This window comes from Youngiibacter multivorans, from assembly GCF_017873395.1.
Classification (GTDB): Bacteria; Bacillota; Clostridia; order Clostridiales; family Clostridiaceae; genus Youngiibacter; species Youngiibacter multivorans.
In genome coordinates this window covers 18854-38758 of record NZ_JAGGKC010000001.1, presented here as the reverse complement: position 1 = coordinate 38758, position 19905 = coordinate 18854, and the positions used below count along the sequence as shown (strand labels likewise).

The 19905-nt window shown below is 41.5% G+C and carries 22 protein-coding genes and 5 tRNA genes; 6 read left to right on the top strand and 21 right to left on the bottom strand.

Translation table 11 applies throughout. The features are described from left to right. Positions 1-2: 2 nt before the first annotated feature. From J2Z34_RS00230 to J2Z34_RS00205, 6 genes are all read right to left on the bottom strand, one after another. Positions 3-79, bottom strand: a tRNA-Asp gene (locus J2Z34_RS00230). A gap of 13 nt (positions 80-92) precedes the next feature. Next, positions 93-168: transfer RNA gene (locus J2Z34_RS00225), tRNA-Val, on the bottom strand. A 34-nt stretch (positions 169-202) separates the two neighbouring features. Then, positions 203-279: transfer RNA gene (locus J2Z34_RS00220), tRNA-Asp, on the bottom strand. 13 nt (positions 280-292) lie between these two features. Next, a tRNA-Val gene (locus tag J2Z34_RS00215) sits at positions 293-368 on the bottom strand. Positions 369-385: 17 nt separating this feature from the next. Next, positions 386-460 (bottom strand) — tRNA-Glu (locus J2Z34_RS00210). A 130-nt stretch (positions 461-590) separates the two neighbouring features. Continuing rightward, complete coding sequence (locus J2Z34_RS00205; RefSeq protein WP_209457828.1) at positions 591-977, bottom strand: CoA-binding protein; 387 nt, start codon at positions 975-977, stop codon at positions 591-593. Positions 978-1159: 182 nt separating this feature from the next. Between J2Z34_RS00205 and J2Z34_RS00200 the strand changes: the two genes are divergently transcribed. Further along, a complete protein-coding gene (locus J2Z34_RS00200; RefSeq protein WP_209457827.1) occupies positions 1160-2410 on the top strand; it encodes an aminoacetone oxidase family FAD-binding enzyme in 1251 nt (416 codons plus the stop codon). Positions 2411-2605: 195 nt separating this feature from the next. Here the strand turns inward: J2Z34_RS00200 and J2Z34_RS00195 are convergent, their stop codons facing one another. Then, positions 2606-3091, bottom strand: a complete 486-nt coding sequence (locus J2Z34_RS00195; RefSeq protein WP_209457826.1) for a hypothetical protein — start codon at positions 3089-3091, stop codon at positions 2606-2608. A 96-nt stretch (positions 3092-3187) separates the two neighbouring features. Here J2Z34_RS00195 and J2Z34_RS00190 point away from each other — a divergent pair, with 96 nt between their 5' ends. Continuing rightward, positions 3188-4141 (top strand): helix-turn-helix domain-containing protein, encoded by a 954-nt coding sequence (locus J2Z34_RS00190; protein ID WP_209457825.1) that lies wholly within the window; start codon positions 3188-3190, stop codon positions 4139-4141. A 57-nt stretch (positions 4142-4198) separates the two neighbouring features. Here J2Z34_RS00190 and J2Z34_RS00185 read toward each other — a convergent pair whose 3' ends face one another. Together J2Z34_RS00185 and J2Z34_RS00180 are read right to left on the bottom strand one after the other, a co-directional pair. Beyond that, entirely contained in the window at positions 4199-5092 is an 894-nt protein-coding gene (locus J2Z34_RS00185) for a hypothetical protein (protein WP_209457824.1), read from the bottom strand. A 124-nt stretch (positions 5093-5216) separates the two neighbouring features. Then, positions 5217-6503 carry an adenylosuccinate synthase gene (locus J2Z34_RS00180; protein ID WP_209457823.1) on the bottom strand — a complete coding sequence of 429 codons (1287 nt, stop codon included), beginning with the start codon at positions 6501-6503 and terminating at the stop codon, positions 5217-5219. Between the two features lie 217 nt (positions 6504-6720). Between J2Z34_RS00180 and pgsA the strand changes: the two genes are divergently transcribed. Continuing rightward, positions 6721-7296 (top strand): CDP-diacylglycerol--glycerol-3-phosphate 3-phosphatidyltransferase, encoded by a 576-nt coding sequence (pgsA, locus tag J2Z34_RS00175; RefSeq protein ID WP_245250444.1) that lies wholly within the window; start codon positions 6721-6723, stop codon positions 7294-7296. Between the two features lie 17 nt (positions 7297-7313). On the opposite strand, the gene J2Z34_RS00170 is transcribed toward pgsA, so the two are convergent. The 12 genes from J2Z34_RS00170 to J2Z34_RS17865 all read right to left on the bottom strand — a co-directional run bounded on the left by J2Z34_RS00170 (position 7314) and on the right by J2Z34_RS17865 (position 16936). Next, positions 7314-7733, bottom strand: a complete 420-nt coding sequence (locus J2Z34_RS00170; protein ID WP_209457822.1) for an NUDIX domain-containing protein — start codon at positions 7731-7733, stop codon at positions 7314-7316. An 18-nt stretch (positions 7734-7751) separates the two neighbouring features. Next, a complete protein-coding gene (locus tag J2Z34_RS00165) occupies positions 7752-9086 on the bottom strand; it encodes a replicative DNA helicase (protein WP_209457821.1) in 1335 nt (444 codons plus the stop codon). A 9-nt stretch (positions 9087-9095) separates the two neighbouring features. Continuing rightward, positions 9096-10931, bottom strand: coding sequence for a Lon family ATP-dependent protease (gene lonC / locus J2Z34_RS00160; protein ID WP_209458077.1), 1836 nt, complete (start codon positions 10929-10931; stop codon positions 9096-9098). A gap of 54 nt (positions 10932-10985) precedes the next feature. Continuing rightward, entirely contained in the window at positions 10986-11432 is a 447-nt protein-coding gene (gene rplI, locus J2Z34_RS00155) for a 50S ribosomal protein L9 (protein ID WP_209457820.1), read from the bottom strand. Between the two features lie 2 nt (positions 11433-11434). Continuing rightward, on the bottom strand, positions 11435-13399 hold the full coding sequence (locus J2Z34_RS00150; RefSeq protein ID WP_209457819.1) for a DHH family phosphoesterase: 1965 nt from the start codon (positions 13397-13399) through the stop codon (positions 11435-11437). Positions 13400-13427: 28 nt separating this feature from the next. Then, positions 13428-14438, bottom strand: a complete 1011-nt coding sequence (locus J2Z34_RS00145; protein ID WP_209457818.1) for a DUF2232 domain-containing protein — start codon at positions 14436-14438, stop codon at positions 13428-13430. Between the two features lie 155 nt (positions 14439-14593). Beyond that, positions 14594-14854: a 30S ribosomal protein S18 gene (gene rpsR, locus J2Z34_RS00140; RefSeq protein ID WP_023389171.1), complete on the bottom strand. Its 261-nt coding sequence runs from the start codon at positions 14852-14854 to the stop codon at positions 14594-14596. 22 nt (positions 14855-14876) lie between these two features. Further along, positions 14877-15311 (bottom strand): single-stranded DNA-binding protein, encoded by a 435-nt coding sequence (locus tag J2Z34_RS00135; RefSeq protein WP_209457817.1) that lies wholly within the window; start codon positions 15309-15311, stop codon positions 14877-14879. A 13-nt stretch (positions 15312-15324) separates the two neighbouring features. After that, positions 15325-15612, bottom strand: a complete 288-nt coding sequence (rpsF, locus tag J2Z34_RS00130; protein ID WP_023389169.1) for a 30S ribosomal protein S6 — start codon at positions 15610-15612, stop codon at positions 15325-15327. A 105-nt stretch (positions 15613-15717) separates the two neighbouring features. Beyond that, positions 15718-15897: a DUF951 domain-containing protein gene (locus J2Z34_RS00125; protein ID WP_209457816.1), complete on the bottom strand. Its 180-nt coding sequence runs from the start codon at positions 15895-15897 to the stop codon at positions 15718-15720. Positions 15898-15908: 11 nt separating this feature from the next. After that, entirely contained in the window at positions 15909-16166 is a 258-nt protein-coding gene (locus J2Z34_RS00120; RefSeq protein ID WP_209457815.1) for a putative Se/S carrier protein, read from the bottom strand. A gap of 77 nt (positions 16167-16243) precedes the next feature. Next, on the bottom strand, positions 16244-16936 hold the full coding sequence (locus tag J2Z34_RS17865) for a CPBP family intramembrane glutamic endopeptidase (RefSeq protein ID WP_209457814.1): 693 nt from the start codon (positions 16934-16936) through the stop codon (positions 16244-16246). 257 nt (positions 16937-17193) lie between these two features. Between J2Z34_RS17865 and J2Z34_RS00110 the strand changes: the two genes are divergently transcribed. The 3 genes from J2Z34_RS00110 to J2Z34_RS00100 are packed head-to-tail and all read left to right on the top strand — an operon-like array spanning position 17194 to position 19890. Further along, complete coding sequence (locus J2Z34_RS00110) at positions 17194-18351, top strand: aminotransferase class V-fold PLP-dependent enzyme (protein ID WP_209457813.1); 1158 nt, start codon at positions 17194-17196, stop codon at positions 18349-18351. Next, positions 18344-19471, top strand: a complete 1128-nt coding sequence (locus J2Z34_RS00105; RefSeq protein WP_209457812.1) for an AI-2E family transporter — start codon at positions 18344-18346, stop codon at positions 19469-19471. The genes J2Z34_RS00110 and J2Z34_RS00105 overlap by 8 nt, the downstream gene beginning before the upstream one ends. Continuing rightward, positions 19468-19890: a hypothetical protein gene (locus J2Z34_RS00100; protein ID WP_209457811.1), complete on the top strand. Its 423-nt coding sequence runs from the start codon at positions 19468-19470 to the stop codon at positions 19888-19890. Before J2Z34_RS00105 ends, J2Z34_RS00100 begins: the two co-directional genes overlap by 4 nt. Positions 19891-19905 lie beyond the last annotated feature (15 nt).

Below are 19905 nucleotides of genomic sequence, written 5' to 3'. Positions count from 1 at the left end.
TATGGCGACCCAGAAGGGACTCGAACCCTCGACCTCCGGCGTGACAGGCCGGCACTCTAACCATCTGAGCCACTGGGCCGTATTAAGAAAAATGGTGGGAACAACAGGGATCGAACCTGTGACCCTCTGCTTGTAAGGCAGATGCTCTCCCAGCTGAGCTATGCTCCCATGCAAAATCACAGCTATGCTGTGAAGATTAAATTGGCGACCCAGAAGGGACTCGAACCCTCGACCTCCGGCGTGACAGGCCGGCACTCTAACCATCTGAGCCACTGGGCCATATTAAGGAAAATGGTGGGAACAACAGGGATCGAACCTGTGACCCTCTGCTTGTAAGGCAGATGCTCTCCCAGCTGAGCTATGCTCCCAGAATAAAAAAAGTAAATGGTGACCCCTAGGGGAATCGAACCCCTGTTACCACCGTGAAAGGGTGGTGTCTTGACCGCTTGACCAAGGGGCCGCGTCATAAATATGTTTACTTTTTTCACGCATGTTTAACAGGCCTTAACCTGACAAAGACTATAATACCCAATTTTAGGAATGCTGTCAACTGATTTTTTATAAAACCTAAGAAACAATTTGGTCTGAAATTATAGCTTTCCAAGCTCTACCAGAGTGCAGCCTTCAACATATGACATACCGTTCTCCTTGCAGTATTCCTCAATCTCTCTGCTTCTTGCACCAGGCTGCGCCAGCACCTTGTCTACTCCATGGGCTTTGGCATCTTTGACTATTTCAATTCCTCTCTCAGGGTTTACACAAAGGTTAAGTACATCAATCCTGTCCTTTATCTCAGAAAAGCTCCTGGCAACATCCTCATGAATATCCAATGGATGAAGGCCATGCACGTTGTAGCCATTCCTGACCAGAGCATTCATTATCCTGAAAGCATACTTGTAGGGTTCCATAACATTTCCAGCAACTACCCAGTTTTTGAACTCGAGCAGGTCCTCAGCCTCATACCACTTGTCATCCATTTACGCCACTTCCTTCCAAATAGGTTAAACGATATGATTCTATTATACATTTCCTGAATCGAATATTAGTGAACTTTTTCTGACATTTGCCATGTCGCTGCTAGATTTGCATTTGTTTACTCCTGCACCTTAGTTTGCTATGATTAATCCAATACAGGGAAACCTGGAATGAGAGGTATGTTATGAACAGACACGAGATTATTATCATAGGTGGTGGTGCTTCAGGCATTTATCTTTCACTTCTGCTGAAAGACTATGGCCATGATGTAGCCATCCTTGAATCGAAGGACAGGATACTTAAAAAGCTGCTTACTACAGGAAACGGCCGATGCAACATATCGAATAATTCGAGCCTTGCGGGAAATCCTGTAATGTATTCGTCACATAATAGAGATTATACTTACCCTCCTCTTAAAAAGTATGGAAGCGATGAAGCAGAGGCATATTTCTATAGCCTGGGGCTGCCGCTCATAACTCTTGAGGAGGGGAAGATGTATCCAATGTCCCTTCAGGCATCATCGGTTGTGGATGTCATGAGGATGTCCCTTCAGGAGAAGGGCGTTGCCCTTTACCTTGATGAGAAGGTCAAGTCAATACAACAGGGCTCAGGATTCACAGTAGTTACCGATACCTCCTCATTTGGCTGCGATCTGCTTGTAATAGCCACTGGCGGTGCCTCAATGCCCTCTACCGGGTCAGACGGCTCGATGTACAAAGTTATTCGAAGCCTCGGAATCAACGTGTTAGCGCCGGTTCCGGCACTTGTACAGCTAAAGCTGGACTATCCCAATATTAAGGCTCTCAGCGGCATCAAATTTGATGGCTTCGGAACCCTATACGATGGGTTGGAGAAGGTTCACACTGAATTCGGCGAGTTTCTGTTCACTGATTACGGAATTTCAGGTCCTCCAATATTACAGCTTTCCAGATTCGCGGCACCTCTGATTGCTGAGGGCAGGAAGCTTACACTAGGACTGGACATGATGCCTGAAATGGATTCAGTACAGGTCAAGGCCATGATTTCAGAAAGGGTTGCCATATTCGGCTCACGAAGCGCCCTGGACCTTCTAAAGGGCGTTATAAACTCAAAGATGATCTCTACCCTGTTGAAGGAAAGCGGCGTTGACAAGCCTTCAAGTGCGTCCATGGCAATAGATTATTCATGCTTTTCAAAGTTATCTTCTTTAATGAAGGACTGGAGATTTGCAGTAACCGGAACACAGGGCTTCAATATGGCACAAGGCACATACGGAGGTGTTGACACCAGGGAGCTGACTGATTTCCTCGAATCAAAAAAATTACCTGGCTTGTACTTTACCGGCGAGGTAATTGACGTAATAGGAGCATGCGGTGGCTACAATCTGCAGTGGGCATGGTCATCTGCTCATTCTGTCCTTGAAGGAATTGAAATGGAAAAAAAGACAAAAAAATAAATTCAGCGAAATAAGGAAGCCCAGCTGCAAGGCGAGTAACAGCATGGGCTTCCTTCAGTCTATATATGGATTTGGAGTTGCAATTACTATAGGGTCCAGGATCATCGTTCAATTGACTCAATGTCCCAGTCCCTTAGTAGTTATATTTGGAGTGCCAGGACCTTGGCAGTAGTACCTGGCAACGGGGTCCACAAATTATGCTCCCAGTACAATACCCGAAATTCTTGGTATATCATCGTTCTTGCCTGCAATTAGCTCTACTCCCGAGATTCTCGGTATGTCATCATTCTTGCCTGCAATGAGCTCAACTCCTGAAATTCTTGGTATGTCATCATTCTTGCCCGCAATGAGCTCTACTCCCGAGATTCTTGGTATGTCATCATTCTTGCCTGCTATGAGCTCTACACCCGAGATTCTTGGTATGTCATCATTCTTGCCTGCTATGAGCTCTACACCCGAGATTCTTGGTATGTCATCATTCTTGCCTGCTATGAGCTCTGCTCCTGAAATTCTTGGTATGTCATCATTCTTGCCTGCGATGAGCTCAACTCCCGAGATTCTTGGTATATCATCATTCTTGCCTGCTATGGATTTTAGTGCTACAGGATTATATGATAATACCGAAACGGTCAGTGCAGTCACTGAAATAAGTAGCATCACCCTGTTAAGTAGTTTCTTCATTACGTCATCCCCCAATGATTCTTATTTATGCTATAATACTATCATATTTTAAAAAAATATTTTCTGGGTTTGAATCTGGATTTTGGGGGTGTGTGTATGTTTTCGACCTATGATATGAAGAAATACGGGGCTGAATTAAGAAAAATCAGAAAATATCTCGGACTTAATCAATCTGATGTAAGAAGAATATCTGGACTTAACGAAGACACGCTCACTAACCTGGAAAACGGACTTGTAATACCAAGATATGATACTATTGAAATTCTTTCCCATGTTTATAAATTCGATCTTATGGGATTGTTATTTTACTTCAAGAATGAAACTAATATTCTTGCATTATACGAGCAGCTAGATGAAGCGATAACCTACAATGATGTAACTAAGCTATACTCCATTCGCGACAATCTGTTTGACATTAAGGGCAGTGCATCAATGGATAATCTAGTTCAGTTTTCAGATTTTGATATGCTGCTGTCTTATTCAGACTCTATTCTTGTTTACTATGACAAGAAATCTTCCAGCCAGGCAAAATTTGCTTCAAAGAACTCACTCATTGAGACACTTAAAATCAATAATCCAGATTTTTCGATTTCCTCTTTCAAGAAGTTTAATTACAACTTTCTTGAGCTGAGGATGCTTCTTCAGATTGCACTTTTTGAATCGGATTCTGAAAATTATGCCCTTAGCAATTCAATCATGGAATTCATCCTTAAGAAGATGTCAATATTTGACAAGTATGAGCTTGTACCAGTTAAGTTCAAGCTGATCATATACTTCAATCTATCTTACAATTACCACAATCTGTATAACCATAAAAAGGTTTATAACTATGCGGCTGAAGGTATTGAATTGGGAAAATCAACCAATGACTTCTCGAATCTTTTTTTCCTCTATTATAGGAAGGGAATCGCAGAATACCACCTTAAATATCCGGACTACATGGATTCATTGAGAAAGTCCATATACATCCTCGAAATACTCGACAGACATGAACTTAAAAGGCTTTATATCGAATCAACCAAGAAGAATTACAATATTGATATAAACTGATTTGAAGGACCAAAATGCTGCTCCATTTTGGCCCTTCCGATTTATTTGGAGGAGTTATCATTTAGCTATGCTGCTTCCATAAAGTTCACCTATGTTGCAGAGAGGATTAATTGCCATATCTCCGTACTTTTCTGAAGTTGTCCAGGCGTACTCCAATCCCTCTGTCATTTCGCTTCCAGTATGGCTGTACTTTACTATTGCATCTACTTCTCTTATGTTACCGTCTGCAACAGCCTCGTACATGATTGTTCCTTTTCTAAGAGATCCTTCCCATTCTGTATCCATCTTGAATATTCTCTTCACAGGTGCTGTGAATGCTACTTCCATTCCTCTTATTGTCTCTTCGGGCTTCCAAACTGCTTTATGTGATTTAACCATCTTTCCGTTAGAATCGCAGTAATGCAGTGAAGTTACAGCATCTGATACATACACGTTTCCGCTTCTGGTAATTCCTTCTACAGAATAAAAATCTCCTGTGTCAATTAGTGGCGCACCATTCCAGCAGAAATCAACAACTATCTTGAAAGCAGTATTGTCTTTTGATTTGGAGTATTTTCTGCATATTGTAAGCTCACCTATCATTTCTGGTGATGCTGCTTCTCTCATTTTATCTGTCCTGTCGAAATTTCTGATTGCGGATATCTGGCTTCTGCTGTATCCACGGGCAGAAAGACTATCGTCTGCAAGATTCTTCAGATCCTCGATCTTTTCATCGAAATGATTTAACTTTTCAGTTATATAGCTTAAATCATTTCCAAGGTATTCGGGGATTGGTCTGTCTGACAGCAATATATTCCTTTTTATTGAGCGCTCTTTTTCCTTCAAGGCCATGTATTCATTAACCTTGTAGCTCTCTACTTTTATCGGGAGCGAATTAATGTGAGTATAGGCTAATTTCAAGAACGCAGCTGCAAGCAATATAATCATAGTTGCCAATCCATACTCAAACATTATTCCACCTCCGCATTTAGACTCTTCCTGTGATTGTATAGTAACACAAATGCAATGAAAAAAATCCCGGTTGAAATCGGGATTTTTACACATCTTGTATTTATTATTTGTTTTTATGCATTGATCATAAGGATGATTTTTTGAACGTCTGGTCTCTTCTAGGTCCCACAGAAACAATCGAGACTTTGATATCCAGGAGCTCCTCAATTCTTTCAATGTATTTTCTTGCATTCGGATGCATTTCATCAATGGATGTAGCCTTTTCAACCGAATTGTCCCAGCCCTCGAACTCCTCATACACCGGTTCACACTCAGCAAGGTCAACAAGGCTAGCGGGAACATAGTCGATGATTTCATCTCTCAGCTTGTACCCGGTACAAACCTTGACTGTCTCAAGACCGGCGAGCGTATCTATCTTAGTAAGTACAAGGGATGTTAGTCCCGATACTCTCATTGAAGTCTTTACAATTACCAGGTCAAGCCAACCACATCTTCTGCTTCTTCCAGTTGTCGTACCGTATTCAAAGCCTTTTTCTCTGATCCATTCTCCGGTTGAATCATTAAGTTCAGTCGGGAATGGCCCCTTGCCTACTCTGGTAGTGTACGCCTTGGTAACTCCAATTGCTTTCTCAATCATGTTGGGACCAATGCCTACGCCGCTTGCAACGCCTCCGGCAGTGGTATTCGATGATGTTACAAACGGATATGTTCCATAATCGATGTCAAGCAGCATTCCCTGTGCACCTTCAAATAGCACCCTCTTCTGCTTTCTGATCTCGTTGTATACAACTACAGAGGTATCCTTTACGAAAGGTCTGAGTTTGTCTGCCAATGAAATGTATTCATTATAAATGGTATCGAAATCAAGCGCTTCGCCACCGAGAACTTTAACGATATACTCATTCTTCTGTGCCAGGCTGTCCGCAAGCTTTTCTCTGAAGCTTTCAGCATGCATCAGGTCGCAAACTCTTATTCCTGACCTCTCATACTTGTCAGTATAGCAAGGTCCGATACCCTTTCCTGTAGTTCCAATGTCATTCTTTCCTCTGGCCTTTTCCTTTAGCTGGTCGAGAACTTTATGATATGGCATTATAAGCTGAGCCCTGTCGCTCACTATCAATTTGCTGCTATCAATCTTTATTCCAAGATTCTCAAGGTATTCAATTTCTTCAAAAAATGCTCTGGGATCAAAGGCCACACCATTTCCTACTACATTCAGCTTGTCATCGTATAATATTCCTGAAGGTATCAGATGAAGTTTGTACTTCTTGTCATTTACTTCAACTGTATGACCAGCATTATTGCCACCTTGAAATCTCACAACCACTTCAGCAGTTTCTGCAAGATAATCAGTTATCTTTCCTTTGCCCTCGTCTCCCCATTGAGCACCTACTATTACTAAAGTTGACATAATATATCTCCCCTCATAAACGAAACAATTTCACACCATTACCAATAACTATATTAACAGAAACAAAAGAAATCATCAAATAGACTTTTATCATTCGTGTTTTTTATACTATCCCTGTTAATGTTTATGGTTGTTAATTTATTGATAACACCCCAAAAAAATTACATAAGTAGGATATAATGAAATTGAAAGAACTCTCAAATTTGTAAATTGACAAATGAAGCATGGGTACTCCCTTGGGAAGGAGGAGGGTCGGCTAAAGGCTGACCGAATTGATATGAACATACCAAACATGCTGACAGTATTCAGGATATTTCTTATTCCCATTTTCCTGGCCGTTTATTTCTCTTCACCGGAAACCCATCTGCTTCAGGCTGTAGGTATCTTCGTTCTAGCTGGCGCAACAGATGTACTGGATGGCTATATAGCTAGAAAATACAACCAGATTACCAAGTTCGGCACTGTAATGGACCCTCTTGCAGACAAGCTGATGCTTATAACAGCCCTGACGTCCTTTACAATCACTGGTATTGTTCCATTGTTTCTTTTAATTATAATACTCGCAAAAGAGATTTTCATGATAGTCGGTGGAATTTTTACCTACCGTAAGGGAATTATAAACCCAGCGAACAAATTCGGAAAAACCGCTACCTTTCTCTTTCATGTATCAATGGTCACTTTGGTATTCAACAGGAACATGGGTCTCATTATTCTTGTTGCGGCAGCCTTGGTGGGTATGGTAGCTATGATATCCTATATCAGAATAACCCTGGAAAAGAAAAAGGACTTGTAATTCAAGCCCTTTTTTTGTTATTTATCATTGTATCTTCTCTTGTTTCGCTCGGCGATCAGCACAGAAGCTTCTCTGAGTACTGCCTTGCTCTCCTCATAGGTTATCTTCATAAGAGCTTCTTCAAAGGAAAAGTATCCACAATCCTCAATCTCGGCCTCTTGAATCTCAACAATTCCTATTCCCCTGCCTATATAAAAGTCTACTGTCTTTTCGATTCCGGCCTTAGGCGAATAGGTTGACTTCAGAACATGCTCTCCAAACAATTCAAGCTCCAGTCCAGTTTCCTCGAGCACTTCCCTTAGTGCAGCTTCCAGAGGGCTCTCGTCCCCTTCCATATGTCCTTTGGGAAAGTCCCAGTGCCTGCCATATCTATGCTTTACGAGAAGATATCTTCCTTTTTCATCAATTACAACCGCTCCAAAGGATCTCTCTTTCATTTTATCTCCCACTGGATATCAATAATCCCTGTGTACAGTATCAAGTCTTGCAAACCTTGAGAATTGTCCAAGCCATGCAAGTTTTACTGTTCCTACGGGACCGTTCCTCTGCTTAGCTATTATGCATTCAGCGATATTCTTGTCTTCAGAATCCTTATTATAGTATTCATCCCTGTAAAGGAACATGACAAGGTCTGCATCCTGCTCTATGGAGCCTGATTCCCTCAAGTCCGACAGCATCGGCCTGTGGTCAGCCCTTTGCTCCGGAGCTCTGGAAAGCTGCGATAGCGCTATCACAGGGCAGCTCATCTCCTTGGCCAGTGCTTTTATTGACCTGGAGATCTCTGATACTTCCTGCTGCCTGTTTTCACCCGATCCGCTCATGAGCTGAAGGTAATCGACCATAATCATGTCGATACCGTGTTCAAGCTTCAGTCTTCTGCATTTGGACCTCATTTCAGTAACTGAGATACCTGCAGTATCGTCAATGAATATCTTAGCCTGAGATAGCGGTCCTGATGCCCTTGCAATATTTTCCCAGTCCTTGTCATCAAGCTCTCCTGTCCTAAGCTTAAGCATATCAACATTAGCTTCAGAGCACAGCAGCTTGTAGGCTAGCTGTTCAGTTGACATTTCCAGAGAAAAAATCGCTACGCTCTTTCCTGCCCTTAACGCAGCATGTTCAGCAAGATTTAGAGCAAGTGTTGTTTTTCCCATGGAGGGCCTTGCAGCGATAAGGATCATGTCGCCCTTCTGGAATCCTGAGGTCTTAGCATCCAGCTCAGGAAATGGTGACGGCACGCCCGTCGTCGCTCCCTTGTTGTTGAACATCCTCTCAATCTCAATGAAGCCTCGTTCAAGTATTGTGCTAAGCGGTTCAAATCCACCAGAAGACCTCTTTTCAGCAATGTTGAATATCCTTTTCTCTGCGCTGTCCAGTACACCTTCAACGTTATCCTGCTTGCTGTAGCTGTCATCCATTATCTCTGTAGAAGCCCTTATCAGTTTCCTGAGAAGCGACTTTTCTGAGACTATCTTGATATATGAGCTTAGGTTCAAAGTAGATGGCACTGAGCTTGCAAGTTCAGTAAGATAGGATATCCCTCCGACCTGGTCCAGCTTTTCAGTTGACCTGAGAAGCTCAGTCATTGTAACAAGGTCTATTGGAATATCCCTTTGAAACAAGTCCAGTACGGCAAGGAAAATGGTCTTATGACCTTCCCTGTAAAAGTCCTCAGCCTTCAGCACTTCAAGCACCTGAGCTATGGAATTCTTGTCAAGTATCATTGAACCCAGCACGGATTGCTCTGCATCCTGGTTATTGGGCATTATTCTCAATGTATTTCCTTCCATATAATCCCCCTATTCCAGCACAATCTTCAGCAGAGCATCTATATCCCTAATTGTCCTTACCTCAATGTCCTTAATGTCTCCAGGCATTTCCGCCTTGTTATCTTCGGGAATCAGAACTAGCCTGATACCTTTTCTCCTTGCGCCATAGATCTTTTCAAATATGCCACCAACCGGTTTTATCTTTCCTCTAAGGGATATCTCACCGGTGACTGCAATGTCCTGCCTTATAGGTTTGTCGAGCAGCGCGCTTATTATGCAGACTGTTATTGCAGCACCTGCTGAAGGACCATCAATATTGGCACCTCCAATAACATTTACATGTACATCATAATCAGCCATATCCTTACCGGTAACACTTCTTATGACAGAAGCCGCGTTGAATACCGAGTCCTTGGCCATTGATCCTGCAGTATCATTGAATCTGACAGCACCTTTTCCACTTTCACGGGCAGGATATACCGTCGCTTCTATTTCCAGTGTCGATCCGATATAACCTGATACAGCAAGGCCATAAATGTGACCGACTTCCTTTTTCTCACCCTCATGGTTCATTTCAAATGGAGAAAGCCTGGCTATCTTTATTACCTCAGCCAGATCACTGTTTTTTATCCTGACGTTCATCAGGTCAGCTGATCTTGTATTGTACAATATAAGCCCATAAGCATCAGCAAGAAGATTGATGGCCTTTCTGCCTTCAACTGTATATCTTGAGATTGTCTCTTCTATCCCTTCCTCAAGCTCAACTTGAAGCTTCCTGGCAGCATTTCTCACGATTACCTGAATGTCTGATGGCGAAAGAGGTTCAAAATATACTTCTGTACATCTTGACCTTAATGCAGGACTAATGTCCTGAGGCTCCCTCGTTGTTGCACCAATCAGCACAAAGTCAGCTGGTGCTCCTTTTTCAAACAGGTATTTGATATATTCAGGAGTATTCTCATCATCAGGATCATAGTATGAGGATGAGAATTCCACTCTTTTGTCTTCCAGGACTTTAAGCAGCTTGTTCTGGAGTATTTCATCAAGCTCTCCGATCTCATCTATGAAGAGCACGCCACCATGGGCTTCGGTAACAAGTCCTGGTTTTGGCTCAGGAATTCCACCTTCGGCAAGATCCCGTTTGCTGCCCTGATAAATTGGATCATGCACCGAACCAAGAAGTGGGTTTGTAATCTCCCTTGGATCCCATCTCAGTGTCGTTCCATCTACCTCAACAAATTTAGCATCCTTGCCATATGGGGTGAATTTCAGCTTCTTCGCTTCATCAAGCGCGATTCTTGCCGCAGTAGTTTTTCCAACACCAGGCGGTCCGTATAATATTATGTGCTGAGGATATGGAGATGCAATCTTTGACAGAAGCGACTTCACAGCGCGTTCCTGACCTACAAGTTCATCAAAGGTCTCCGGTCTTAAAAGCGACTGAAGGCTTTTTGTAAGATTCTTCTTGTCCAGTTTCACCAGATCATTGTATCTCTTCCTTGTTTTTGCATTTTCCGGACCCTTCTTTTTGCTAAGCACTGACAGCCTCATCTCATCGATATACTTGTCCTGCTTGTTCATGATAGCAATCTCGACTTCCTTCTCTATGTTGCTCTGAACAAAGTTCCGTGCTATTGACTCCGATATCCACTTATTTGTATCTTCGATTACATCAAAAATATCTTCCTGATTTGGAATCTTAACCTTGCTTGTGCCATCTGATGCAATCATGTTAACAGCATATGCTTTTTGATAAACTGAACCATTCAGCAGCTTGTTAAGTTTGAACTTCACAGCCCTGGCCTTGACTGCCCCCTTATCCAGGACATTTTCAAGTATCTCCAGCTGGACCTTAACTTCTGCCATGAGGTCAGACTCATCCAGGACAGGTCTCTTGTTCGTCTTGTCCAAAACTACCTCCTATTCTGTCGGTGCAATGCTCAGCTTGAACTTTGCAGAAATCTCAGGGTATACCTTGACCTCGACATCATAGCTGCCAACCATCTTGATTGTTTCGACAACAACCTTTTTCTTATCTACATCGATCCCAAAGTTCTTCTTTATTATCTCAGCCACATCTTTGCTTGTAACGGCTCCAAATAATCTTCCATTTTCACCGACCTTTACATTGACAGTAACTTCCTTGTTTTTCATTTTCTCAGCAATTGCCTGCGCTTCTTCAATTTCCTTAAGCTTTAGCTTTCTCTCGCTGTCCTTCTTCATGTTAACGACATGAAGATTCTCAGACGTAGCCTCCTGAGCAAGCTTCCTGGGGAACAAATAGTTTCTTGCATATCCATCTGATGTGTCTACAACATCACCTTTTTTCCCTAAATCTTTAACGTCTTTAAGCAGAATAATCTTCAATTCTACTCCTCCTCTTTCTTGTTTTCTGTAATTGCATCCCTTAGCCTTTGAAGGGCCTCCTCTAAAGAAACTCCTTTAAGCCTGGCTCCAGCCATGGTCATATGACCTCCGCCTCCCAGGGCTTCAAGAATAACCTGGACATTCTGGATACCCATTGACCTCCCATTAATGACAACATCACCCTTATCTCTTGTTAGCACGAATGATGCGTTGATGTTCTTAAAGCCTACCAGCTCGTCAGCGGCTTGTGCTGCAAGGAGCAGGTCTGCATCATCACCATCGTAGGTTGTAATTGCAATATTATCTTCAATTACAGCTTTCCTGATTAATTCAGATTTCTTCACATAAGATTCAAGGTCACTAGCAAATAATTCCCGGATATCCTGGCTGCTTGCACCAAGCCGCTTCAGGAAAGATGCCGCTTCAAAGGTTCTTACACCTGTCTTGAAATTGAAGCTTTTAGTATCCACCCTTATACCCGCGAACAAAGCCTCAGCCTCCAATATTGAAAGGTTCGGTTTTTCAAATATATACTGTATCAGCTCAGTAACCAGTTCAGATGTTGATGATGCATAATTCTCAATATAAGACATCGTGCTCCCCTGTATCTGGTCCGGAGCTCTCCTGTGGTGGTCCACAATTATCTTCTTGCTGAAATTTTTGATCACTTCTTTATCTAATACATAATTCTCTGAATGAACATCGACGATAATCAGCAAATCATCACTTTTCATCGTTCTTGCAGCATAATCGACGCTTACGAATGTGTCCTTGTAGGCTTCTGCTGCCCTGAACTTATTCAGTAGAGGCAAAATGTTGGAATTTGGTTCCTCGAGAAGAATCCTGGCTTCTTTACCAAGTCCCCTTGCAATCACATTTATTCCGATAGCAGCACCAAGACAATCCATATCCGGATTCTTATGCCCCATGATAAATATATTACCGCTCTCAGCCATAAGATCCCGAAGTGCATGTGCAACCACCCTGGAACGAACCCTCGACTTTTTTTCAATCTCCTTGGATTTTCCACCAAAGAATTGAAGATTTTCCTTAGTCTTCACTACTGCCTGGTCCCCGCCTCTTCCAAGCGCCAGCTCCTTGGCCGCATTGGCAAGCTGAGCGTTCTCCCTTGGATTCTGACCATCGGTTCCTACACCTATGCTGATTGTTGGTTCTATAGTGTTTCCCTGGTCAATTTCCTTGATCTTATCAAGGATGTTGAACTTTTTCCTGATTTCCTCATCCAGGAACTTATTGGGAACAATGAGCATGTACTTATTTGCTTCATATCTTTTAACAAGAGACATTGTGTTCTGACCATATCCGAAAATGGCTTTTTCCAGCTCCGCAAGCAGAAACGGCTTCTTGTCATTTTCTATACTTTGCATCAGGTCGCTGAAGTTATCAATTTCGAGCAGCATTACAGATACACTCTTCTCTTCAGCATCTCTGATGTCTGTAATGTCAATGAAGGTCAAGAGGGACATCTCTTCATCGAACTCTCCTTCATTGCTTTTAATATATACGTTATTTATATGATAGACTTTCTCTTTGATTTCAATATCAATGCTTTCCGGACTATTTTCAACGAAAAGATCATCAGCTTTCTTTCCCGTAATTACCTCAAATCCTGATTCAATCTCTTCCCATCCGAATGCATCCTGGGCAGATTTGTTGCTCCATACAATATCTCCGCCTCTCCCCACAAGTATTATCGGGAAATCAGCGCTTTCAGCGGATTCATAAACTGATTTGTACATCTTCTTTATAGTTGTATCGACGAAGCGATCCCATTTCTTCCTTTTATAGATATATAAGGAATCAAGATACACAAGTGCGGCAACAGACATGATAAATAGCACTGTAGCTTCCTTATGATGCCCATAATAGGCTAACGTACCCAAAGAAGCCGCAATTATCGCAGCATAAAGGAGATCACTTTTCTTGAACTTGTAGTACTTGTCCATTCAGATCAATCCTTTCATGTGGATGTTTCTATTTTTCCGTTCCCTTTAGTTTCCTGCGGAGAATGCTGAACAAGCCATCCTCCCTGGTATTCCTAAAGTCAAATGCGCTATCTACTACACCAGCAATCATCATTATATAAGTTAGTATTGGTGTAGTCAGGATGAGAAATATTGCCATGAATCTTGTGAACTTGTTGAATTTGAGCTTCCTGACCATGTAATAGGTTATAAGTGACAAGCCGCCTATGCCTGCAGTAATGTCAAACATGGTCTTACCGAAATACATCACTGATGAACCTGCAGGTATTTCGAAGTACATCAAAGAAATTCCGATTATGGAAAGGAACAGCGTTGCTGAAATCAGCATCATGTTCGGTTTGATGCTGTCAAAACTTGGGAGCTTGCTCAAAGTTATGCCAAATGGTTTGAATACCCTCTCGGATACCTTCCTCAAAATATACGCTGATACCAGGGAATACATTGCAAGTGAAGCTGGTATCATAATCATGACCTTATCGACAGTAAGCGCCATGATGTCTTTAACTGACTGCTCGTTAGCATAATCAGCCCCCATTCCCTCATACATCTTGACCGCTTCCCTCATTGATTCCTGGAGAACCTTTATGTTCATATCAACCATTTCAGTCAGGCTCATATTGGTAATGAAAGCAAGATCTATTCCTACCATTGCGACATATCCAATCGCTATGAAAAATGCGATGATCAGGATTTCCACAAGTGGTGAAAAATCATGACTCAGCATAAACATCAGTCCAATTCCAGTTGAGTAGAAGACAATAGTCTGACTAAGCGCGGATATCGGGTCGATCATCATGCCAAGTATGAACAGAGTCGAGAAAAAGGAGATTACCGTAAATCCTTTTCCGCTTGTCTTATATATCATCGCTGTAACAATTGGCGCTGCCACGACAGTAATGATACCGACGAAAGGGAGATAGAAGCCGGCAAGTGCCAGCACTACAATTGCTGAAGTTAAAATCGAAGCTTTGACAAGCTTCTCGGTCTTGCTGTTTCTCATTTATATCATCCTTTAAATGCGGTCTTCCGCTTAAGCTTAGAATAGGTCTATTCAGACGAATACTATTCTAATTGTAAATTTTTTTGATACCTAATGCAACAATGCCTGAATATATACTAAAACCGTGACCCAATATGGATCACGGTTCCAACTTCTTACTCTGTTGTAAATGGTAGAAGAGCTATGTTTCTTGCTCTCTTTATGGATTCAGTCAGCGCTCTCTGATGCTTTGCGCAAGTACCGGAAATCCTCCTTGGGAGAATCTTTCCTCTCTCAGTGACATACTTTCTGAGTTTTGCTACATCTTTGTAATCTATGCTGTCAACCTTGTCCACACAGAATGAACAAACTTTTCTCTTTGCCCTTCTAACTCTTGGATTGCCTTTTTTGAAATCCCTTGAGTTCTCTCTGCTCATTGTTTAACCTCCTTACCTAAGTTTAGAATGGAATCTCTCCATCATCAACCGGAGTCATATCGTCAAATGACGATCCGAATCCAGAATCCTCTTTACCATAGCCTCCGAATCCACCCTCACCTGAGTTCTGGCCTTTTGCGCCCCACTCAAGGAATTGGACCTCTTCTGCTACTACTTCCGTGACGTATCTTCTTCCACCGTCTTTGGCTTCATATGACCTGGTCTGTATTCTTCCAGAAACACCCATAAGCTTACCTTTGCTCATGTACTGAGCAGTGGATTCAGCTGACTTTCCCCATACTACTACAGGTATGAAATCTGCCTCTTTCTGCTGGGTATCTTTGGTGAATCTCCTGTCGACCGCTAGGGTCAAAGTAGTTACTGCAGTCCCCGACCCCGGAGTATATCTGAGTTCAGGATCCTTAGTTAGTCTTCCTATCAATACTACCTTGTTCATACTGCACCACCTTTTACTTTTCCAAGTTTACTATGATGTGTCTGATTACGCCGTCAGTGATTCTGAATATCCTGTCGAGCTCCTTCGGTAATTCAGGCTCTGCCTGGAAATTCACGAGCACATACGTGCCTTCGTTGACTTTGTCTATCTCGTAAGCAAGTCTTCTCTTGCCCCAAAGATCAACATTGTCGATAGTGCCTCCACCATTTTCTATTACACCCTTGAACTTTTCGATTGAAGCAGTTACTGCCTCTTCGTCGAATGATGGATGCAATATGAATATAGTTTCATACTTTCTCATCATGTCACCTCCTCCCCCCGGACTACGGCCATGCATTTCGCATAGCAGGGATTACATCAAATTATTTTATCACTATTGATTACATTATGCAAATAAAAATCTGGTCTATACAGTTTTTTTCGCATCTTTTTCAAATTTGTTCCTGGGCAGCATCACTATTCGCTGGCATCCGAGACACTTTATCTTTATGTCAGCACCAACTCTTATTATTTCCCATTCATAGCTCCCGCACGGATGCTGTTTTTTCATCTGCACTTTCGTGCCGATATCATATTCCTTGATCATACCTGCTCCTTTCACAGCGTGTTCCCATGCTCTACCTTTATTATTCCATTTACAGTGAAACTGTATACTGCCTTATAGGATATTTTTTCAAGCAACCCTTTGCCTTTTTCAATATAGTCATCTTCAGTCAGCCTCAGACTTAGCCCGCAGCTTCCAAGTATCATTGGAGGAGTCGGATAGACACTGAACTTTACTCCTTCAGCTTTGTATATTTCTTCAGCTTTCATGGCATCCTGTGTATTTTTGAAGGTAATCAGATAAATGTTCATTTTTCCTCCCAGAATCTTGTTTCAAGCTGTTCCGCAAACTTTATTATAGCAAATCCTGCACCAATGCAACAAGTTAATCAGAGAAATGGAAGATCAATGAACCCATACATATGCAATCCTATTGTATTTATCGCAAAGTTGGCAAACATATGGACAAGGTAGGAAAATTTGATATCTTGAGAGTATCCGTCAATGTAATTGAAGAATAGACCGGAAACGAACAACCCGACGATTGCCAATATTACTATCAGCATATCAGCCCAACCTTCAAGAATGGCAACATGATAGGCAGCGAAGCTCCCTGCAGATAATACATAGCTGTATGCTCTACCAGAAACTTCCTTCATCCTGATGAAGGCAATTCCACGGAAAAAGATTTCTTCAATCAAGGAATTTATGATTGAGATGTACAAAGCAACAATTATGAAATTATCACGTTCAACATCAAGGTTTGATGACAGCCTTTGCCTTATGTTTTCAAGATCAATAAATCCTGCTACCAGATAAAATGTTATAATCATTAGTATATAGATAGCTATTCCAAGCGCTGCAGGCCTTATAATCCCAGACTTTCCGGAAAACAAACCCTTGAATAGGTTTTTGCCGGTTACAACTGAATAGACAGCTGGAATTCCGATGAACGTAATGACCTTAAAAATTGATTTCACCAAGTAAACTGGCATAATCACTTTATCGACAAAGAATATAATGCCGCAGCTAGCTAAGATCAACATGGAAATTGCCATAGCTTCATTTTTAACAGATTTCACAAAATCACCCTATTCATTATATTACTTAATATTATATCCTTTTACCCTATAATCATATGTATTTTAATCATTAATTAACGATTTGAATGATTTCGACTTACACTTGCGGAGTCAGCAAACCATCTTTGAATGATTATAAACCTTTCGTGGATTACCAGGCTCATTTAGCAAGTAGTTTCTTAAGGCAGCAAATGATAAAATGTAGATGTACTGCTCTACATATTTTGATTCACTTTTCGAAAAGCAGGAGTAAATAAATGATATATTTAGATTGCGCATCTACATCTTTAATAAAACCCATAAGTGTATCTGATGCGGTTTGCAACGCAATGTCAGGCAATTTTGGAAATCCAGGAAGAGGTTCTGGTTCTTCTTCGCTTGAAAGTTCAAGGTTACTATTGGATGCAAGGAAGAATATCGGAGCATTATTTAGTATTAAGTCACCTGATAATGTTATCTTGAAGTCATCAGTCACTGAATCGCTTAATACATTAATGATTGGTCTTCTAAAGAAAGGAGACCACGTAATATCATCTGTCATGGAGCATAATTCTGTCCTGAGACCCCTCGAAAGGCTTAGGCAGAATGGAATCATAACCTATGACCTTTTAGGTGCTGATGATTTCGGACGCATCAAAATTGAAGAAATAAGAAATCTTGAGAAAAAAGAGACGAAACTAATTGTGCTGACACATGCTTCAAATCTATGCGGTACTGTCCAGGATATTACTTCTGCAAGACAAGTTCTGCGCAACAAAGATATTTTTATCGCAATAGATGCAGCACAGACTGCTGGCTACATTCCTGTCAACATCAATGAACTGTCAGCTGATGCAATTGCATTCACAGGCCACAAGGGGCTCTTAGGACCGCAGGGTACCGGTGGTTTCATAGTTAATGACAGACTTGACAGCGAAATGGTTCCGGTATTTACAGGTGGTACAGGATCCGATTCATCAAGTTTATCACACCCAATGTTTCTTCCTGATAAATATGAAGCAGGTACTGCAAATATTCCAGGCATAGCAGGACTGTCTGCTGGCGTGAATCATATACTTGAAGAAGGCTTAGATTCCATATTGAGTAAAAGCCGCGACCTCATGATTTATTTTCTAGATGAACTTGAAAGGTTCAGCTACATAAATCTGCATGGTCTGAACTGCAATGAAGGAAGAATACCTTGCTTCTCACTTACAGTCAATGATCTGGACCCTTCGTTTGTATCTTATGTTCTAGATAATGAATTTGGTATCACAACCCGGTCTGGACTGCATTGTGCTCCTCTTGCCCATAGGGTATTTGGAACTGAGATTTCCGGTTCATTGCGTATCAGCTTCAACCATATGACCAATGAAGGCGATATTGATGCTCTATTCAGCGCATTCTCAATGTTGAAAGGAGTTAGCCATGACTAACGGTGCCGTTAAGGACCATATTAAAAGATATGACCAGATTGTAATATACTTTGTATGCTACACTCTGACTTTCATAATATTCACCACTACCCTTCGCTATACCATTCCATTTGTGCTGGCATTCATATTTGCATCGGTTCTTTCTAAACTGATCAGGAGGTTAAGCTCCAAATTTGGGATAGATCAAAAATATATTCGACTTCCCATAATAGCACTTTTTTTCGGCATAATTGGAACTCTGCTAACAATGCTCGTTATCAGCATTGCAAACCAGGCAGTGATTTTCGGAGTATCTGTTGTAAATTATTTCACTGAGAATGGCGAAAGCATAATGTTCTGGTTCAACGAAAGATATCACTGGCTCATATCTCAAATTGAAAATCTTGATCCAAGATTGATAGAATCTGGAAACCAGATGCTCAACAGTGCCTTAATGTCTATTAGGGATATTTCACTTTCATTGGGGACTGCCATAGGTAAATTTTCTATGGTTTCAATTACTGGTATTCCGTCACTCTTGCTCGTAATCATCTTTACTGTTGTCTGTACATTCCTGTTTACTCGGCTTATGGTCAAGGAACCCCATTTTCTTTTGAAATACATGCCTATTGAAAAGGAACATGAAGGAAGATTTATCGGTATTTTTAACGAAGGCAAGGATATGGTTATAAAGTATGCACTTTCATATCTGCTTGTAATATTTATAACGGGCATGATTTCCAGCGTTGGATATATGATACTCGGTATACCATATGCCCTGCTCCTTGGCCTGGTAACGGCCTTCCTGGATCTTCTGCCTATACTTGGTGTTTCGGCAGCGTATATTCCTCTCGGGATTTACTTTTTTGCACACGGGAACATTGTAGTGCCTTTCGGACTTGTAATACTGTGGGTGATTGTAGCAGTTGGCAGGAATATTTGGGAACCGAGAATCGTGGCGAGCACCCTGGATATGAGTCCAATTATAACAATCATGGCAATTTTCATCGGACTGAAGCTGAATGGAGTTCCTGGAATGTTCTATCTGATGTTCATGGCTGTTGGATTCAAGGTTATGCAGAAGGTAAAGGTCATCGATACCTTTGCTGGAAATGCGGAAAACCAAGGAGGTATTCAATGAATCACATCAAAAAAACAGCATCTGTAATTTGTCTTACTTTCCTGCTCGCAGGCTGCAGCTTCCAAGTTCCAGACAAAGGAAAGGAATTGCTGGAAAAGGCTGAGACAATACTAAATAGCGCGGTTGATTACTCAAATTCGATAATTGACAAGTATAAAAGCGAAGATTTACTCGAGGGATCAGAGTTTGCCAGAGACTTCTCAGAATTCAGCAAAAAGATGGAAGAAATCGACCTTTCAGCAGCAAGCGAGGCTACCCAGAAAAAGTATGCTGAATTCAAGACTGAAATGACATCCAGATATGAGACCCTTCTAAATGAGCTTACAGATAACGAGGATTTTCAGACTATCAAGACCAAATTGATCGAATTTTGGGAGTGGGCAGATTCCAAACTAAACGAAATAAAAAATGATATATAGTAAAAGGAGCAGGGA

Bases quoted from the DNA above. Each gene is read 5' to 3' on its own strand.
- rpsF (WP_023389169.1), bottom strand. From the start codon at position 15,612: ATGAGAAAGTATGAAACTATATTCATATTGCATCCATCATTCGACGAA.
- rpsR (WP_023389171.1), bottom strand. From the start codon at position 14,854: ATGAGCAGAGAGAACTCAAGGGATTTCAAAAAAGGCAATCCAAGAGTT.
- J2Z34_RS00100 (WP_209457811.1), top strand. From the start codon at position 19,468: ATGAATCACATCAAAAAAACAGCATCTGTAATTTGTCTTACTTTCCTG.
- J2Z34_RS00145 (WP_209457818.1), bottom strand. From the start codon at position 14,438: ATGAGAAACAGCAAGACCGAGAAGCTTGTCAAAGCTTCGATTTTAACT.
- J2Z34_RS00120 (WP_209457815.1), bottom strand. From the start codon at position 16,166: ATGAACATTTATCTGATTACCTTCAAAAATACACAGGATGCCATGAAA.
- pgsA (WP_245250444.1), top strand. From the start codon at position 6,721: ATGAAGCATGGGTACTCCCTTGGGAAGGAGGAGGGTCGGCTAAAGGCT.
- J2Z34_RS00180 (WP_209457823.1), bottom strand. From the start codon at position 6,503: ATGTCAACTTTAGTAATAGTAGGTGCTCAATGGGGAGACGAGGGCAAA.
- J2Z34_RS00195 (WP_209457826.1), bottom strand. From the start codon at position 3,091: ATGAAGAAACTACTTAACAGGGTGATGCTACTTATTTCAGTGACTGCA.
- J2Z34_RS00125 (WP_209457816.1), bottom strand. From the start codon at position 15,897: ATGATCAAGGAATATGATATCGGCACGAAAGTGCAGATGAAAAAACAG.
- J2Z34_RS00110 (WP_209457813.1), top strand. From the start codon at position 17,194: ATGATATATTTAGATTGCGCATCTACATCTTTAATAAAACCCATAAGT.
- J2Z34_RS00105 (WP_209457812.1), top strand. From the start codon at position 18,344: ATGACTAACGGTGCCGTTAAGGACCATATTAAAAGATATGACCAGATT.
- J2Z34_RS00165 (WP_209457821.1), bottom strand. From the start codon at position 9,086: ATGGAAGGAAATACATTGAGAATAATGCCCAATAACCAGGATGCAGAG.
- J2Z34_RS00190 (WP_209457825.1), top strand. From the start codon at position 3,188: ATGTTTTCGACCTATGATATGAAGAAATACGGGGCTGAATTAAGAAAA.
- J2Z34_RS00135 (WP_209457817.1), bottom strand. From the start codon at position 15,311: ATGAACAAGGTAGTATTGATAGGAAGACTAACTAAGGATCCTGAACTC.
- J2Z34_RS00200 (WP_209457827.1), top strand. From the start codon at position 1,160: ATGAACAGACACGAGATTATTATCATAGGTGGTGGTGCTTCAGGCATT.
- J2Z34_RS00170 (WP_209457822.1), bottom strand. From the start codon at position 7,733: ATGAAAGAGAGATCCTTTGGAGCGGTTGTAATTGATGAAAAAGGAAGA.
- J2Z34_RS00185 (WP_209457824.1), bottom strand. From the start codon at position 5,092: ATGTTTGAGTATGGATTGGCAACTATGATTATATTGCTTGCAGCTGCG.
- J2Z34_RS00150 (WP_209457819.1), bottom strand. From the start codon at position 13,399: ATGGACAAGTACTACAAGTTCAAGAAAAGTGATCTCCTTTATGCTGCG.
- lonC (WP_209458077.1), bottom strand. From the start codon at position 10,931: ATGGCAGAAGTTAAGGTCCAGCTGGAGATACTTGAAAATGTCCTGGAT.
- J2Z34_RS00205 (WP_209457828.1), bottom strand. From the start codon at position 977: ATGGATGACAAGTGGTATGAGGCTGAGGACCTGCTCGAGTTCAAAAAC.